This is a genomic window from Lysinibacillus sp. FSL K6-0232 (genome assembly GCF_038008325.1).
Taxonomy (GTDB): Bacteria; Bacillota; Bacilli; order Bacillales_A; family Planococcaceae; genus Lysinibacillus.
In genome coordinates this window covers 4024818-4040376 of sequence record NZ_JBBOYW010000001.1, presented here as the reverse complement: position 1 = coordinate 4040376, position 15559 = coordinate 4024818, and the positions used below count along the sequence as shown (strand labels likewise).

The following is a 15559-nucleotide window of genomic DNA, read 5'->3' as shown; positions in this document are numbered from 1 at the left end:
TTTATAGTAAGGAGTAGTTGATTGAGGTATACTAATGCTCAAAAGAGGAGGGATGCTGTTATGATTCATCAAATTGGACAGGTAATGCTATATGTCAATAACCAAGATGAAGCAGTTAAGTTTTGGACAGAAAAAGTGGGGTTTGTTGTTGTTGCAGAGCAAGAGGAGACAGGGATGCGTTGGATTGAAATTGCACCAACAAAGGAAGCACAAACATCCTTTGTCTTACACAATAAAGAGCTTATTGCCAAAATGCAGCCAGAGCTAAATTTAGGTACACCTTCTATTATGTTTTACGCTGATCAAATTGAAGAGATGTATCAGGATTTTCAGCAGAAGGGGATTAAAGTGGGCGATTTAGTGATGATGCCAATGGGAAGAGTTTTTAACTTTGCTGATCCTGAAAATAACTACTTTGCCTTGGTTGAAAAATAACAATTTCGTAGAATCTGCTCGACCTTTATCAAAAAAGGTGAGCAGATTTTGTCTTTTATGATAAATCCTCTCCGAATATCCCAACGGTTTGGCGCTCTATAATAAACTCATGACCGTTCCATGCTAAAATATTTTCTACATAGCCTAGTCCATCTGCATGGTATCTACCTGCAATGGCTTGGTATGCTAAAATTTCATACACACCATCTCGATTATAATCTACAGGATATAGCCCGCTAATAGGGTCTACCCAGCCCTCAATAGGCTGTTTTAATGTACCATCTGGATTATAAATTTCCGCTAAATAGTCGGCTCCTTTATATTGTAAATCAATCGTGTATTTTTTAGCAGGACTCCTGCTTTGCACAACAGCCTTGTAGTTGTCTACATAATTAACAGTATATTGAAGCCTATTACTAAAAGACTCTGCATCAAAAATAGAGCGTACTTGGTTACTTACAAAAGAAAATATTTCTCCATTGATAATACCACCGCTACCCCCTGTATCAGAAATAGCCATAATATCCTCAATATGATTGTCTGTAAAATCGCCTAAAAAAATAGTTGGATTGTAGCCCATGCTTTGTTTTAATGGAAGTTGTTCCATCTGCTGTGTTTGCCCATAGAAAATAGCTAATGTCAGGTTGTGCCATAAGGGGCTATCAGGCTGTTTTGTGCCCATTAAAAAAATAGTTTCAAAAAAGCCATCGCCATTAATATCTCCAAATTTTGTTTGAATCACCTGTGGAGTTGAATAAGCAGCGCTATTCATATGTTGTGATGAATGTATAGAATTAGTCATATATCCACCTCTTTCCTTAGTGCTAGCATATGTTGAAAATAAAGCTACGTGCATAAAATTCTAATTCTTATTAAGCTAATCAAAAAACTTGAAATTAACCCATTGACATTTTTTAAGGTGAAACGTATTATAAGTTTCAACGAATCAGAAAATTCAGTACCGATTAAACATAAATACGATAAAAAATTTTTTTACGCTTAATTCATAGTAAGTTTATAAGTTTTATATTGATTTGGTGTAATATTCATGAAGTCATAATTGATATATGGGAAAGAAGGAGATTTAGTTTGAAAAATTTATTTATAAAAACAGAGCGACAACAATTTTTGTTAGAGCAGTTGGCAGCTATTGCAGAGCCAATTAAGGCGGAAGCTGCTGAGGTAGATGAGCAAGCTCGTTTCCCATTTGAAGCACATCGATTACTTTTACAAATTGGCTACCCACAGTTCACTTTACCGAAGGAATATGGAGGAGAGGGGTTATCGGTCTACGAGATGGTGCTTGTGCAAGAAACGCTAGCAAGCTATGACGAGAATGCCTCACTATCACTTGGCTGGACGCTAGGGGTTGTTGGTGAAATATATGAGCAAAAGCTATGGGCAGAGGAGCTATTAACAGCATTCGCTCAAGAAATCAAGAAGGGGGCAATTATCAATAGAGCTGTTAGCGAAGCGGCAACTGGAAGCCCAACACGTGGGGGACGACCAGGAACAAATGCAGTTTCTACAAAGGCTGGCTGGCTGTTGAATGGTCGCAAAATCTTTACAACAGCATCCCCAGTGCTTGATTATTTCCTTACATCTGCTTGGATTGAAGAACAACAGCAAATCGGGTTTTTCCTTATCCATAAAGATGCACAAGGATTATCGATTGAAGAAAATTGGGAAATGTCTGCCATGCGTGGCACAAGTAGCCATGATCTTGTATTACAGGATGTTGTTGTCGCAAAAGAGTTTTTAGTAGAATTACCAAATCATCCTAGTGGCGGCAAAATAAATGGTTGGTTACTACATATTCCTGCAACATATTTAGGGATTGCACAAGCAGCTCGTGACTATGCGCTTCATTTTGCAAACCATTACCAGCCAAATAGCTTAAATGCACCAATTGGTACATTACCAAATGTACAGCAGCTTTTGGGAGATATTGAATTAAAGCTAGATCAGGCTCGATTTGTGCTATATGGAGTAGCAGAGGCTTATGATGACCCAGCAAGACGTGACAAATTAACAAATGAAATGGCAGTTGCTAAACATACCGTTACAAATATAGCGATTGATATTGTTGATAAGGCAATGCGTGTTGTTGGAGCAAAAAGCTTACAGCTAGCAAATCCATTACAGCGCTATTATCGCAATGTGCGGGCTGGGCTTCATAATCCACCGATGGATGATATGACGATTATCAAATTAGCAACGTCTGCGCTTGAGCAGCAAAAATTAAAATATGCCGAGAGTAAGGGGAAATAAGATATGTTAAAACAAAAAAATAAGATTTTTCAATTTGCAGCAATTGGATTGGCTTCTATTGCACTTTTAGCAGGCTGTAATTCAGGAGAAGCATCTGATGATAAAGGTTCAGGTGATGGTGATAAGGTTCGCACAGTTAAGGTGGCATTTGATCAGGCAACAAAGCCAATTAGCTATATTGACGATAATGGCAATCCAACAGGCTATGATGTAGAGGTAATGAAGCTTGTGGATGAATTACTACCTGAGTATGAGTTTGAATATGTTGGGACAACAAGCGATGATTTATTAATCGGGGTAGAGCAAGGTAAATATCAGGTAGGTGTCAAAAATGCATTCTTTACAGAGGAGCGTAAAGAGAAATTTATTTTCCCACAAGAATTTATAGGACTAAGTAGTGCAGGTCTTGTGTTGCGTAAAGAGGATGAAGATGTGAAAACACTAGAGGACTTTGCGACGAAGGGTTATTCGCTAGCTCCGATTGCCGCTAATAATGCACAGTATACAATTATTGATGAGTACAATACAGCGAATCCAGATAATGAAGTAAAGCTAGAGGCTGGTGATGCATTTACAGTCGATGTTGTGCAATGGGTAAATGAGGGTCGTGTTGATGGTGGTGTTATGATTGAAGGTCCATTTAAACAACAGGTTCTTGCAGAAGATGGCCCTTACCATAACTTAAAGGATGACGTTGTTTATAATGAATTTGCGGTTATTAAAACATGGCCACTGTTTAATAAAAAGGAGCAAGAATTTGCTGATGCCTACGATAAAGCTATTGCCCAAATTAAAGAGCAAAAGAAAACAAATGACATCAGCACAGAATTTTATGGTCGTGATTTATTTGAAGTATTAGAAAATGTTAATCGTTAGTTGTTGAATATAAAAATTTTAAGAGGCTGCTGGGTCAGTTATAGCTCAGCAGTCTTTATTCATAAAAGTAAAAGTTGGTGAGGGAATGGATAAATATTTTGACGCATCCTATATTTGGAACTCAATTCCAATGTTATTACCGTTTTTAAAGATTACATTTTTAGTAGCAGGGTCTGCAATTATTTTAGGTGTAATATTTGGCATATTATTAGCTGCTGCTAAGCTATCTTCTATTAAGCTACTACAGAAATTAGCCAATTTATATACAACAATTATGCGCTGTACACCATCCATTGTTTTATTATTTTTAGTTTATTATGGTGTTCCTGCATTGGCGGAAAATTTTGGACTAAATCTTCACTCCATTGAAACAGCTATTTTGGTTGTTATCACATTTACATTGCAGTTTGCTGCGATTATGTCAGAGGTGATTCGTTCGGCTTATTTAGCCATTCCAAAGGGACAGTTTGAGGCGGCTGTTAGTGTAGGATTGACACCATTCCAAGCATATCGACGAATTATTTTTCCACAGGCACTTGTTATTGCATTGCCGAACTTTGGCAATGGCATGATTGCTTTATTACAGGAGGGTGCTTTAGCCTATACAATCGGTTTAATTGATATTGTTGGTAAGGCAAATTTAATTATTGCAAGTAATATTAATGCCCATGCATTAGAGGTTTATATTGCTTTAGCAATTGTTTATTGGGTGCTATCCATTATTATTGAAAAACTATTTACGACATTAGAAAAAATATTTGGTAAGGGTAAGAAGACCTTAGAAACAACGTAAGGGGGCGTAACGATGAATTGGCAATTTTTATTTGAAACATTTTTTGTGGCATTATCAGGTGTTCCAGTTGCGCTTCTTGTGACAGTTGTTGCTTTGCTAATTGCGCTACCGCTTGGATTTTTACTAGCCTTAACAAGAATTAATAAAATCCCTGTTATCCATCATCTAGCAAAAGTTTATGTGTCCTTTGTAAGAGGGACACCGATTATTATACAAATTTTTATTATTTATAGCAGTATTCCATTAATCTTAAAAATGATTTTTGAAAAATATAATATTGCCTATGATATTTATAAAATTAACCCAATTTGGTATGCCTTTATCGTTTTTGCATTTAGCTCAACAGCGATATTAATTGAGGTGTTCCGTTCGGCATTAAGCACTATTGAAAAAGGGCAGCTAGAAGCGGCATATTCTGTAGGATTGACAACGTTCCAAGCGTATCGTCGCGTTATTATTCCCCAAGCTTTAGTTGTTGCACTGCCAAATATTTGTACAGCTACAGTTAATCTAATTAAAGCAACCTCTTTAGGCTATGCTATGTCCTTACCTGAAATTACCTTGAAGGCAAAGGTAGCAGCTAATGTTGGCTACAATTATGTAGAGGCTTATTTGGATATCTTTATTGTGTATTTAATTTTATGTAGTACAGTCGAATACTTATTTAAGCGATATGAAAAATATTTAAGCAAATACAAAGCGGCGAATGTCTAAGAGGTGAATAAGCATGTTAGAAATTAAAAATATCCATAAATCATTTGGGGCTAATGAAATATTAAAGGGCGTTGATTTAGCAATTGATAAAGGTGATGTGGTTGTTATTTTAGGTCCTAGTGGGTCAGGAAAAACAACATTATTGCGTTGCATTAATTTTTTAGAAAAGGCAGATCAAGGGCATGCAACATTTGGCGATATTGAAGTGGATTTTCAACATATTAAGAAAAAGGATATACATGCCATTCGTCAGCGTGTCGCATTTGTCTTCCAAAACTATAATCTTTTTACCAATAAAACAGCGTTGGAAAATGTAACGGAGGGGCTAATTATTGGACGTAAAGTTCCAAAGGCGGAGGCTATTGATATTGGTAAAAAAGCACTTGATAAAGTAGGGTTATCTGAAAAATATGATGCATATCCAAGTCAGCTATCTGGGGGTCAGCAGCAACGGGTAGGGATTGCACGTGCTGTTGCATTAAATCCTGATATTATTTTATTTGACGAGCCAACATCTGCACTTGACCCTGAGCTAGTAGGTGAGGTTTTGCAGGTCATGAAAAATATTGCAGCAGAGGGTACAACGATGCTTGTTGTCACACATGAAATGGGCTTTGCTAAAGACGTTGCTAACCGTGTTATTTTTATGGATGGTGGTGTTGTCGTTGAGGAAGGCAATCCCCATGATATTTTTGTCAATCCAAAAGAGGAACGTACAAGGAAGTTTTTAAAGCGTGTTATTCCAGAGGATTATACATTCTACATTTAATAGGTAGCAAAAAATCCACTCTCAGCATGATAGCGAGGTGGATTTTTAATATCACTGCAGGAAAGGTGTTAATTTATTGATGGAGTAAATATGCAGCTCATGCATAGCTCGTGTGCAGGCTGTATAAAAATAGTGACGTTCGGTTTCTCTTGAATAGGTGGCGGCAGAAGCATTATAAATAATGACAGTGTCAAATTCGATTCCTTTCGCCATATAAGCTGGTAGCAGTAAAATACCCTTTTTAAATTGCTTTGTATTATGGGTAATTAGCTGAATGTCTACTTGACGGCTTAATTGCTGATAGGCAGTGGCACATTCAGCGGCAGTTTTACAAATAACTGCAATTGTATCGAATTTATGTGATAGATGATGAATGGTTTGAGTAATTTGTGCTGTTAATTCTACTTCATTTGGCACAATGGTAATGGAAGGCTCTGAACCATTTCGATTGAATGCCTCTACCTCACTGCCATCATTTAAAATTTTAGCTGTAAGCTGGATAATTTGCTTTGTCGAACGATAGCTTTTCGCTAAAATCATTTTTTCTGCCTGCTCGCCATATAATTTAGGATTGAGCAGGGAAGGATTATCGAAAGTATGTGGATGAATTGTTTGATGCCCGTCACCTAAAATTGTCATACGTGCCTTTGGAAATAATTGTTGTAATAATATTAATTGAAATGGTGAATAGTCCTGTGCTTCATCAATCAAAACATGATGAATCATTGTATTGGTTTGCTGTCCTTCAATTTTGTCCTGCAAATATAAAAATGGTGCAGCATCTTCGTAAGTAATTAGACGTTTTGCTAAACTAGGGAGCGTTTGCTGGCAAATATCCTCCCAATGATCTGGAACAAGGTGCTGTAACTTTTGATAAACGGCATTATTCAAATCAAAGAGCTGACGATAAATGCCTAATATATGCACAAATTTTAATTGTTTAATGGAGTTGCGTAATGGCTTCAATTGCTTTTTAACAATGTGCTTTGCTAATTTCTTTTGTTCTTGATCGAAATCATCAAATGAATTTTCCGTAAAGCGACCTTCATATAATAGTTCGCTATAAGATTTTGTGTAGTCTTCTTTATCTAATAGCTCAACAGCCTCTTCTACCCATTCCTTTGTCCATTCTGTTTTTTCAAATTTTGCAAGCCTTTGCAATAGCCATTTCTTCACAAGCTGTAGACGATCTGGTATGGAGAGGGAGGAAGGGAATGAATAAAAGTATTCAGCAATTTCCTGTGCTGTAATAATTCGTTCTCCACGAAAAACAATATTTTTAAATAATAAACCTTCATTAGATAAATGACTGATATATTGATCCATTAATTGCTTGTAGGCAAGGCTTGCCTTAAAAGTAATACTGCTTAGCTTCATTTCATAAAAGGTGCTATCCTTTTCCGTTAAAAGCTGTTCAAGCTGCTCATAAGGATATTCCAACTGAAATTGGCGGCCTAAACGCTTTTCGATATACTCTGAAAATGTTAGCTGCTGCATATTATCTTCACCTAAATCAGGCAAAACGGTATGGACATATTGATTAAATAGCTGGTTAGGTGTGATAAGTAAAATTTGATCGGCTGTTATTTCATTGCGATAACGGTACAATAAATAGGCAACTCGTTGAAGCGCAACGGCTGTTTTACCACTACCTGCAACACCCTCTACAATCAGGTAACGTGAGCGAAGATGGCGGATAATTTTATTTTGCTCAGCCTGAATTGTTGCCACGATACTGCGAATATGCTCATTAGCATTTTGTGCAAGAATATCGAGCAATAAATCATCGCCGATTGTAAGACCTGTATTAAACATTGATTGGAGTTCACCATTTTTAATAATAAACTGTCGCTTTAATAGCATCTTGCCATGAACTTTTTCTGTACTTGTTGTATAGTAAGCATCGCCGGGGGTGTGATCATAATACATACTGGATATAGGTGCTCGCCAGTCATAAATTACAATATTTTCATCCTGCTGATCTAACAATGTGGCAACGCCTATATAAATTTTTAAAGGCTCCTGCTGACCATCCTGTAAAAAATCGATTCGTGCAAAATAGGGCGATTGCTGTAAACGTTCATAAACCTTCATATTACGAATGGCACGCTGCTGTGCAAGCTCTGAATCGGAGAGCAGCTCTACCTGCTGTTTAATCGCCATAAATGTTTCATCCACATCCTCAGCAGTATCTAGATTGACACGAACATCATCCCAAAAGGTTTTCCTGATCGTACCAGCATTTTCTTTAAAGCCCTTTTCTTTATACAGTAGCTCCTTTATTTTATTATCAATGATCGTTAAACAATGCATAAGGTAATGCTTTTCTTCGAGCCATTCATTTTGATTTTCCAACGTTTCCTCACATTCCTCTCCATAGTTTATAGGGTGAATCAATTGAGAAATTTATCATACTGCTAGTGGCGCAAGAAATATAGACTAATAATTTTTGTAAATTTATGCTATAATAAAAGTGTAAAGAAAAGATATATTGAATGATAAAGGCTGTTCCACAAATAATTGGAGCAGTCTTTTTTATATGCGAAATACGCCAATAGTATTCCTAATTTCAGCAAAATTATGATAAGAGCTTGTTTATGATAAGTGAAAGCTTCTACCTTTTAAATTATTTATCGCTATTGTAATCTAGTATTTATATGAAAGGAGGTGAAAAATATGAAGGTTATTTTTACAGTAGGATTACCTGGAAGCGGAAAAAGCACATTTGTCCAAAAGCTTGCCAAAGGTGAAAATGCGGTTATTCTTTCAAGTGATGCGATTCGTCAGGAGTTATTTGGCGATGCGACAAGGCAAAAATCACGTATTGTGTTTCGCATTTTATATGAACGACTGAATGAGCTTGTAGCAAAAGGTCACTCTGTTATTGTGGATGCTACCAATATTGAGCGAGAGCGAAGGATGTTTGCACTGCATAAATTACCAAGCTCTATTCAAAAGGAATGCTATTACTTTGACACGCCCTATGCTAAATGTGTTGCAAGAAATCAACGGCGCAAGCGTCAAGTACCATTAGCAATTATGGAAAAAATGAGAAAGCATTTAGAGCTTCCGACAGTAGGAGAAGGCTTTGACAAGGTGCATATTGTACATGAGGCAGAACCCTATAATATTTCGATGCAGCAATTTATCGAGCTTATTCAGCAAAAGCCTACTTATGAGGAGCTTTTCCAAGCATTACAAGCTGTCCCTTGCTTTAAAGAAATTTATCGCTTTAATCAGGAAAACCCATATCATCAATTTTTACTATGTCAGCATACGTATTTTGTTTTTTCCTATATAAATGAATATTATCTGGAAAATGACAAACTAGCCTTGCAAATCGCTGCATTGTTCCATGATGTGGGCAAGCCATTTTGTAAAAAGTATAAGCCATTGCAAGAACGCTATGGCTATTTTGGACATGAAAATGTTTCTGCACAAATCGTTTGCCATTTTTTACTTGAGCTAGGCTTTAAGGAGGATTTTGTATTAAAGGTTGTTTATTTAGTGCAGTTTCATATGCTTATCCAGTATGGTGGTGATAGAGGCAGTAGTCAAATTTATCATTTACTAGATGGCGATTTATTGACAAGGCTTTATTTTTTCCGTGAGGCGGATCAATTTGCCAAATAGAAAGGATGTGAGAAAATGACAAACTATATAAAATATCCACGAAGCTTTCATTTACCTTGGAGCAGAGGCTATACACATGATGATAAGGTTGCTAAAAATATTGAGCACTTTATTGGTAAAGAAGTAGTTGTGACCGAAAAGCTAGATGGTGAAGGTACAACGCTTTACAAAGATTATATGCATGCAAGGAGTATTCATTCAGCGAATCACCCTTCAAGAAATTGGGTGAAAACATTCCATGCAAGCTTTGCTTATCGGATTCCAGATGGCTGGCGCTTATGTGGTGAAAATGTTTATGCAAAGCATTCGATTTATTATCAAGCACTAACAAGCTATTTTTATTTATTTAGTATTTGGAACGAAGAAAATATATGCTTAAGCTGGGACGAAACAGTAGCATATGCGGCTGAATTAGGTATTGAAACGGTTCCTGTTTTATATCGCGGTATTTTTGATGAAGAAAAAATTAAATGTACATTTACAGGAAAATCAATATTTGATGGTGAGCAAGAGGGCTATGTGATTCGCAATGCGGCTGCCTTTCATTACAATGATTTTCAATATAATTTAGGGAAATTTGTTAGACCACAGCATGTTCAAACAAGTGAGCATTGGCTACAGGAAGAAATTATTCCAAATAAATTAAATAGCTAAACAATGAGTGGGGAAGGGACTGAGAACAATGTAATACTTTATAAAGAACAATCACCTATTTTTAATTATGAGGAAGAATGTAATGGTCGCATACCCCTATTAAATGGGGCTTACAGGTTCGATTCCTGTCATCCTCCTATAAATATGAAAATGTCAAAGTATTATTTAACTTATATTTTGACATTTTTTTATTTTTTTAGCCTAAATTTAACCTTCAACTGCTATTTTCGATAAAGAGTGGACGAAAAATAGGAGGTAGATGGATATGAAGGGAACATTAATTGGTAATGCAGTCGTATTAAGTTTATTGATGGGTGGAGGAGAAATAGTTTCTGCTCATAAAGCAATTCAGTCACTTGATATGGAAGGCATGGATTTAGAAGCAAATTTAATGGAAATCCGAGCAAAACGAATACAGCTATTAGATAAACAGCTAAAGGGTCAAACAGTAGTTGTTGAGCAGAAGAATCAGGAAATGGCTGTATTAAAGGACCAGCTTACAGCGCTACAGAGTGAAGATACGAAACAGATAGAAGCAATAAAGGCACAATTAGATGCTGTAAGTAATTCGTATCAAATGGAAATAGAGCATTTACAAAGCCTAAAGAAAAAACGCAGGGAGGTGCTGACGAACTTTATGAAAACAATGCAAGACCGTCACTCAGCTATCTTTGGAAGTATACACTGAATAAAAGGCGGATTTGGACAATGCTTAATGGACCAAATCCGCTTTTTGCTTATTTTGTATAGTTATCGAAATAGCCTTGAATATAAACCATTGGTGTTCCTTTATCACCAGAGCCTGATGTTAGGTCAGATAGGGAACCAATAAGGTCTGTTAGACGACGAGGTGTTGTTCCCTGCGCAGCCATTTGACCTGTTAAATCTTCATCTTTATTTTGGATATAATCAGAAATTGCTGCTTTTAATTCTTCCCCTCGAAGGTTTGCAAAGTCATTATCCGCTAAGTATTTTAATTTAACTTCGTTAGGTGTGCCATTTAAGCCTGCTGTATATGCTGGAGAAACAACTGGATCTGCAAGTTCCCAAATTTTGCCGACGGGGTCTTTAAATGCACCATCACCATAAATCATCACTTCAATTGTTTTACCAGTCGTTTCTTTAATTTTAGCTTGGATACCATCAACAATTGGCTGACATGTATGCGGGAATAGCTTGATGCTATCTTCTGTTGCTTTGTTTGAGCCAAGTAGACCATACTCAGCATTAAAGCCAGAGCCGTTAATTGATTCTGCTAAAATATTATCAAGGCTGTAAACCTTTTCAGCACCGTTTGCTGTTAAAATACGTTTTGTGCGGAAGCGTGTATGGATATCACATGTTAGTACACTCTTTGTATAATCTAAAATTGTTTTCGGGTTATTTGAGAAAATTACTTCACATGTAGCGCCCTCTGCTTCAATTAGCTCTTTATAGTATTCAATATAATCTACGCCTGTAAATGTATGCTTTTTATAGCCAAAATGCTCGCGGAATTCAGCTTCATTTAATGTATCTGTCCAAGGGTTAATGCCTTTTACATCTAGCTCATCAATATCTACAAGATGATTGCCAACCTCGTCAGATGGGTAGCTTAGCATTAAAACAACCTTTTTAACGCCTTTTGCAATCCCACGTAAGCAGTTTGCGAAGCGATTACGACTTAAAATTGGGAAAATCACACCAACTGTATCATCGCCAAATTTTGCTGCTACATCGATAGCGATATCATCAATTGTTGCATAGTTCCCCTGTGCGCGTGCCACAATAGATTCTGTTATTGTCACGATATCGCGATCTTCAATTGTGTAGCCTTCTACCTTTGCAGCGTTTAGCACTGTATCAACAACGATTTGTTCAATATTATCACCTTCGTTAATAATGGGACCACGAAGACCTCTTACTACTGTACCAATTACACGTTCCAACTTAATCTCTCCTTATTCGTCATTCCTAAAGTGAAATCAAACTCATATAGTTTTACTATACGCTTCAACAATGATATAAGTAAAATTAATAGTTCATATAATAGCTATAAGGAGTGCTTATATGATAGGGAAATTAGATTTATATCGTGTTTTTAGTGTTGTTGCTAAAAATAATAGCTTTTCAAAGGCGGCTAAGGATTTATATATGACCCAGCCAGCCGTTAGTCAAGCAATGATGCAGCTAGAAAAGGAGCTAGGTATACGCCTTTTTAATCGAACGCCTAAGGGAGTGACATTAACAACGGAGGGAGGTTTATTGTTCGAATATACAAATTCTGCTTTAGGGCTGTTAGATGCTGGTGAAGAAAAACTCTTAGAATTTAAAAACCTGACAACAGGGCAATTGAAGATTGGGGTAGGGGATACGATTTCTCGCTTCTTTTTAATGCCCTATTTAGAGGCATTTCATACGATGTATCCAAATATAAAGCTACAACTGCTAAATGGGACAACCTCTGAAATTTGCAATTTCCTGAAATCAGGTGAGGTAGATATTGGGTTTTGTAATTTTCCAATAGAGGATTCGACATTGCAGCTCACTGTATGTACAGATATTCAAGATATTTTTGTCTGTGGTGAAAAATATAAAACATTAGCATCTAAAAGCTTAAGCTATCAAGAGCTTTTAAAATTCCCACTTGTTTTTCTTGAACAAAAATCGAATTCTAGAAGATATGTGGAGGATTATTTAGTTGCCAAAGGAGTCCATATTGAACCAGAATTCGAGCTCGGCTCACATGATCTTGTGCTAGAATTTGCACGCAGTAATTTAGGCATTGCCTGTGTGACAAAGGAATTTTCAAAGGATTACTTGCAACGAGGACTTCTTTATGAGCTAACATTACAGGAAAGCATTCCGCCAAGAAGCATTGGTATGTGCTATTTAAAGACAGTACCTCTTTCAAGGGCAGCGACAAAATTCGTTGAAATTATTGAACAGAAGCGCTTAAATACTAGAAAAATCATGAAGAAAGCTTAGCACTCGTTAGCTAAGCTTTTTTGATAATAGATCAATCAATATATCGACATTACGCTTATTTTTCATCGTTGGTGAGTAGAGATAAGAAAATGTTCGCATAAAATGCTGCCCTTCAAGGGGCAACATTGTGAGGTCACCATTTTTTAGCTCACGTTCAATTACACAGGCAGACAAGAGTGAAAGACCTAATCCCTGTATAACGCTCTCCTTAACACCCTGATTGCTGCTAATTGTTAAAAGCGAATGAGTTTGTAGCCCATTTGCTCTAAATAAATGATCTAAATAATAGCGTGTTCCTGAGCCTTCCTCACGTGCAACCCAGCTTTGCTGTTGAAGCTTATTAGCGGTAATAGGCTGTTGTGTTGTAAGGGGATGATCGCTTGCACTAACAATAAATAATTCATCCTGCATAAATGGTTGTATCAATAGCTCCTGATCGTGAGCTTGCCCCTCGATTAATCCAATATCGACTTGCAGTAATTTTGTATAATGAATAATTTCCTTTGTATTGCCAATAATAACTTGAATCTCAAGTTGGGGGAACTGCTGCTGTAGGTCTGCTACAATGGGCGGTAATATATATTCGCCAATCGTAAAGCTTGCCCCAATTATGAGTGTCCCTTGTACTTCCTGATGATAGGCAGCAATCTCTTCCTTCGCTGTGCCAGTAATCGCCATGATTTGCTTTGCTCGTTTATAGAGAATTTCGCCAGTTGGTGTAATTTGAACAGATTTCGGCGAGCGAATAAATAATGTTGTCTGTAATTCCTGCTCTAAGTTTTTGATATGTAGGCTAACGCTTGGCTGTGAAATATGAAGAATTTCTGAGGCCTTTGTAAAATTATTGACCTCTACTAGTGTAATAAAGGTTTTTAAAGCATCGTATTGCATATCTACACTCCTATTATTAGAAATATTAATAGTAATAATTATACATATGTATTTTACTAATGATGAACTTTTTTATAAAGTGGGAATCAATACGGGAGAAAGAAGTGAACATCATGGTAAATAGACAGAATAAGATAAAAGATTCCTCTCATCTAGCTTTTGTAAAAGGAATGTTATTAACGCTCCTTCTAGCTTTAGCAGCAAAAAATATTGCTACATTGCCTTTCTTTTCAATATTGGGGCAATTAGTAATTGCTATTATATTAGGAATGGCTTGGCGAGTAGCATTTAAGGTGCAGGATGCGTGGCAAGGTGGCATCGCCTTCTCTAGCAAAAAGCTATTGCGATTTGGCATTATCTTACTAGGAATGCGCTTGAATTTAGCAAACATTTATCATGCAGGGGCAAGCGTTTTTTTCATTGCGGTTTTGAATTTATTGTTCGCACTGATCGTTGTTTATATGCTAACGAAAATGCTTCATGTCGAGCAAAAGCTAGGCATTTTAACAGCTTGTGGAACAGCAATTTGTGGGGCTGCTGCCGTTGTAGCGATTGCCCCCCAGATTAAGGCGAATGAAAAGGAAACTGCGGTGGGGGCAGCGATTGTCGCATTGTTAGGAACGATATTTACGCTTATATATACAGTGCTCTATTCCATTCTTAGCTTAACACCAACTGAGTATGGTATTTTTGCTGGTGGCACATTACATGAGATTGCACATGTTATAGCAGCGGCATCTGCTGGTGGGGATGAGGCGATGGATATAGCGGTTATTGTGAAATTAACACGCGTTGCACTACTAGTACCCGTAGCGATTATAATTGGTATTTTCTATCGAAGAATGGACAGCAGTAAAGAAATGAAGGCATTTTCATTATCTAGCATTCCATGGTTTATTGTAGGGTTTTTAGTAATGAGTGCTATCAATTCTTTAGGGATTATACCAGCTAACGTTTCGCAAGCACTTGTCAATATTGCTTATATCTTAATTGCTATGGCGATGGCTGGTCTTGGGTTAAATATTGAGATGAAAACATTTAAGGAACTTGGTGTAAAGGCATTTATCGCTGGTTTAATTGGCTCCGTCTGTTTATCCGTATTAGGCTATATACTTGTTAATTTTTTATAAGAAAAAGACCCTGCATAATTTTATAGGCAGGGCTTTTTAGATAGAATCAGAAGATCATGTATAAGTATTTAAGTAACTGTTTGCTAGCGTAAAGCTTCAATGGAAGATACTAGCTCAGCAACAACAATTTTGCTGCCGATAATTGGACTTTCACCCTCAGAGCCTGAGCTTGGACGTTGATGAGCTGCAGCAAATGCATCGCTATTGCGCCATGCTTGGAAATGCTCCTTAGATTCCCAATACATGTTTACACTCATTTCATCATAAGTAGGATCGTCCGTTGAAATTAACACTTCTACCTTATGGAAGCCTTCAAATTGTTGTAGAGGACCTGGCTTTGTAAAGTTTGGAGCCATGCGTGCTGCGAAACCTGGTTTTACTTGAATACGATTTGTCACAATAATCATGCTTTTCCCCCCTTATTGT

At 36.9% G+C, this 15559-nt stretch carries 16 protein-coding genes; 11 read left to right on the top strand and 5 right to left on the bottom strand.

What is annotated here, in order from left to right; translation table 11 throughout:
* Positions 1-60: 60 nt before the first annotated feature.
* On the top strand, positions 61-435 hold the full coding sequence (locus MHB42_RS20015) for a VOC family protein (RefSeq protein ID WP_340808396.1): 375 nt from the start codon (positions 61-63) through the stop codon (positions 433-435).
* A gap of 55 nt (positions 436-490) precedes the next feature.
* Here MHB42_RS20015 and MHB42_RS20010 read toward each other — a convergent pair whose 3' ends face one another.
* Positions 491-1237 (bottom strand): hypothetical protein, encoded by a 747-nt coding sequence (locus MHB42_RS20010; RefSeq protein ID WP_340808395.1) that lies wholly within the window; start codon positions 1235-1237, stop codon positions 491-493.
* A 287-nt stretch (positions 1238-1524) separates the two neighbouring features.
* Between MHB42_RS20010 and MHB42_RS20005 the strand changes: the two genes are divergently transcribed.
* The 5 genes from MHB42_RS20005 to MHB42_RS19985 all read left to right on the top strand — a co-directional run bounded on the left by MHB42_RS20005 (position 1525) and on the right by MHB42_RS19985 (position 5858).
* Positions 1525-2706: an acyl-CoA dehydrogenase family protein gene (locus MHB42_RS20005; protein WP_340808394.1), complete on the top strand. Its 1182-nt coding sequence runs from the start codon at positions 1525-1527 to the stop codon at positions 2704-2706.
* Between the two features lie 3 nt (positions 2707-2709).
* Positions 2710-3582, top strand: coding sequence for a transporter substrate-binding domain-containing protein (locus MHB42_RS20000; protein ID WP_340808393.1), 873 nt, complete (start codon positions 2710-2712; stop codon positions 3580-3582).
* Between the two features lie 85 nt (positions 3583-3667).
* Entirely contained in the window at positions 3668-4375 is a 708-nt protein-coding gene (locus tag MHB42_RS19995) for an amino acid ABC transporter permease (protein WP_340808392.1), read from the top strand.
* A 12-nt stretch (positions 4376-4387) separates the two neighbouring features.
* Positions 4388-5089: an amino acid ABC transporter permease gene (locus tag MHB42_RS19990; protein WP_340808391.1), complete on the top strand. Its 702-nt coding sequence runs from the start codon at positions 4388-4390 to the stop codon at positions 5087-5089.
* Positions 5090-5102: 13 nt separating this feature from the next.
* The gene (locus MHB42_RS19985) at positions 5103-5858 is read left to right on the top strand and encodes an amino acid ABC transporter ATP-binding protein (protein WP_340808390.1); all 756 of its coding nucleotides are present in this window, start codon (positions 5103-5105) and stop codon (positions 5856-5858) included.
* Positions 5859-5909: 51 nt separating this feature from the next.
* Here the strand turns inward: MHB42_RS19985 and helD are convergent, their stop codons facing one another.
* A complete protein-coding gene (gene helD, locus MHB42_RS19980; RefSeq protein ID WP_340808389.1) occupies positions 5910-8213 on the bottom strand; it encodes an RNA polymerase recycling motor HelD in 2304 nt (767 codons plus the stop codon).
* 321 nt (positions 8214-8534) lie between these two features.
* On the opposite strand from helD, the gene MHB42_RS19975 reads away from it, so the two are divergent.
* The 3 genes from MHB42_RS19975 (at position 8535) to MHB42_RS19965 (ending at position 10833) form a co-directional block, all read left to right on the top strand.
* Positions 8535-9491, top strand: coding sequence for an AAA family ATPase (locus MHB42_RS19975; RefSeq protein WP_340808388.1), 957 nt, complete (start codon positions 8535-8537; stop codon positions 9489-9491).
* Positions 9492-9506: 15 nt separating this feature from the next.
* Positions 9507-10145 (top strand): RNA ligase family protein, encoded by a 639-nt coding sequence (locus tag MHB42_RS19970; protein ID WP_340808387.1) that lies wholly within the window; start codon positions 9507-9509, stop codon positions 10143-10145.
* A 265-nt stretch (positions 10146-10410) separates the two neighbouring features.
* Positions 10411-10833: a hypothetical protein gene (locus tag MHB42_RS19965; RefSeq protein ID WP_340808386.1), complete on the top strand. Its 423-nt coding sequence runs from the start codon at positions 10411-10413 to the stop codon at positions 10831-10833.
* 49 nt (positions 10834-10882) lie between these two features.
* Here MHB42_RS19965 and MHB42_RS19960 read toward each other — a convergent pair whose 3' ends face one another.
* Entirely contained in the window at positions 10883-12073 is a 1191-nt protein-coding gene (locus tag MHB42_RS19960) for a coenzyme F420-0:L-glutamate ligase (RefSeq protein ID WP_340808385.1), read from the bottom strand.
* A 121-nt stretch (positions 12074-12194) separates the two neighbouring features.
* Between MHB42_RS19960 and MHB42_RS19955 the strand changes: the two genes are divergently transcribed.
* Entirely contained in the window at positions 12195-13112 is a 918-nt protein-coding gene (locus tag MHB42_RS19955; protein WP_340808384.1) for a LysR family transcriptional regulator, read from the top strand.
* Positions 13113-13118: 6 nt separating this feature from the next.
* Here the strand turns inward: MHB42_RS19955 and MHB42_RS19950 are convergent, their stop codons facing one another.
* Positions 13119-14003 carry a LysR family transcriptional regulator gene (locus MHB42_RS19950; protein ID WP_340808382.1) on the bottom strand — a complete coding sequence of 295 codons (885 nt, stop codon included), beginning with the start codon at positions 14001-14003 and terminating at the stop codon, positions 13119-13121.
* A gap of 113 nt (positions 14004-14116) precedes the next feature.
* Between MHB42_RS19950 and MHB42_RS19945 the strand changes: the two genes are divergently transcribed.
* Positions 14117-15133 carry a YeiH family protein gene (locus MHB42_RS19945; RefSeq protein WP_340808380.1) on the top strand — a complete coding sequence of 339 codons (1017 nt, stop codon included), beginning with the start codon at positions 14117-14119 and terminating at the stop codon, positions 15131-15133.
* 83 nt (positions 15134-15216) lie between these two features.
* Here the strand turns inward: MHB42_RS19945 and MHB42_RS19940 are convergent, their stop codons facing one another.
* Complete coding sequence (locus MHB42_RS19940) at positions 15217-15540, bottom strand: heme oxygenase (protein ID WP_340808378.1); 324 nt, start codon at positions 15538-15540, stop codon at positions 15217-15219.
* Between the last annotated feature and the right edge of the window lie 19 nt (positions 15541-15559).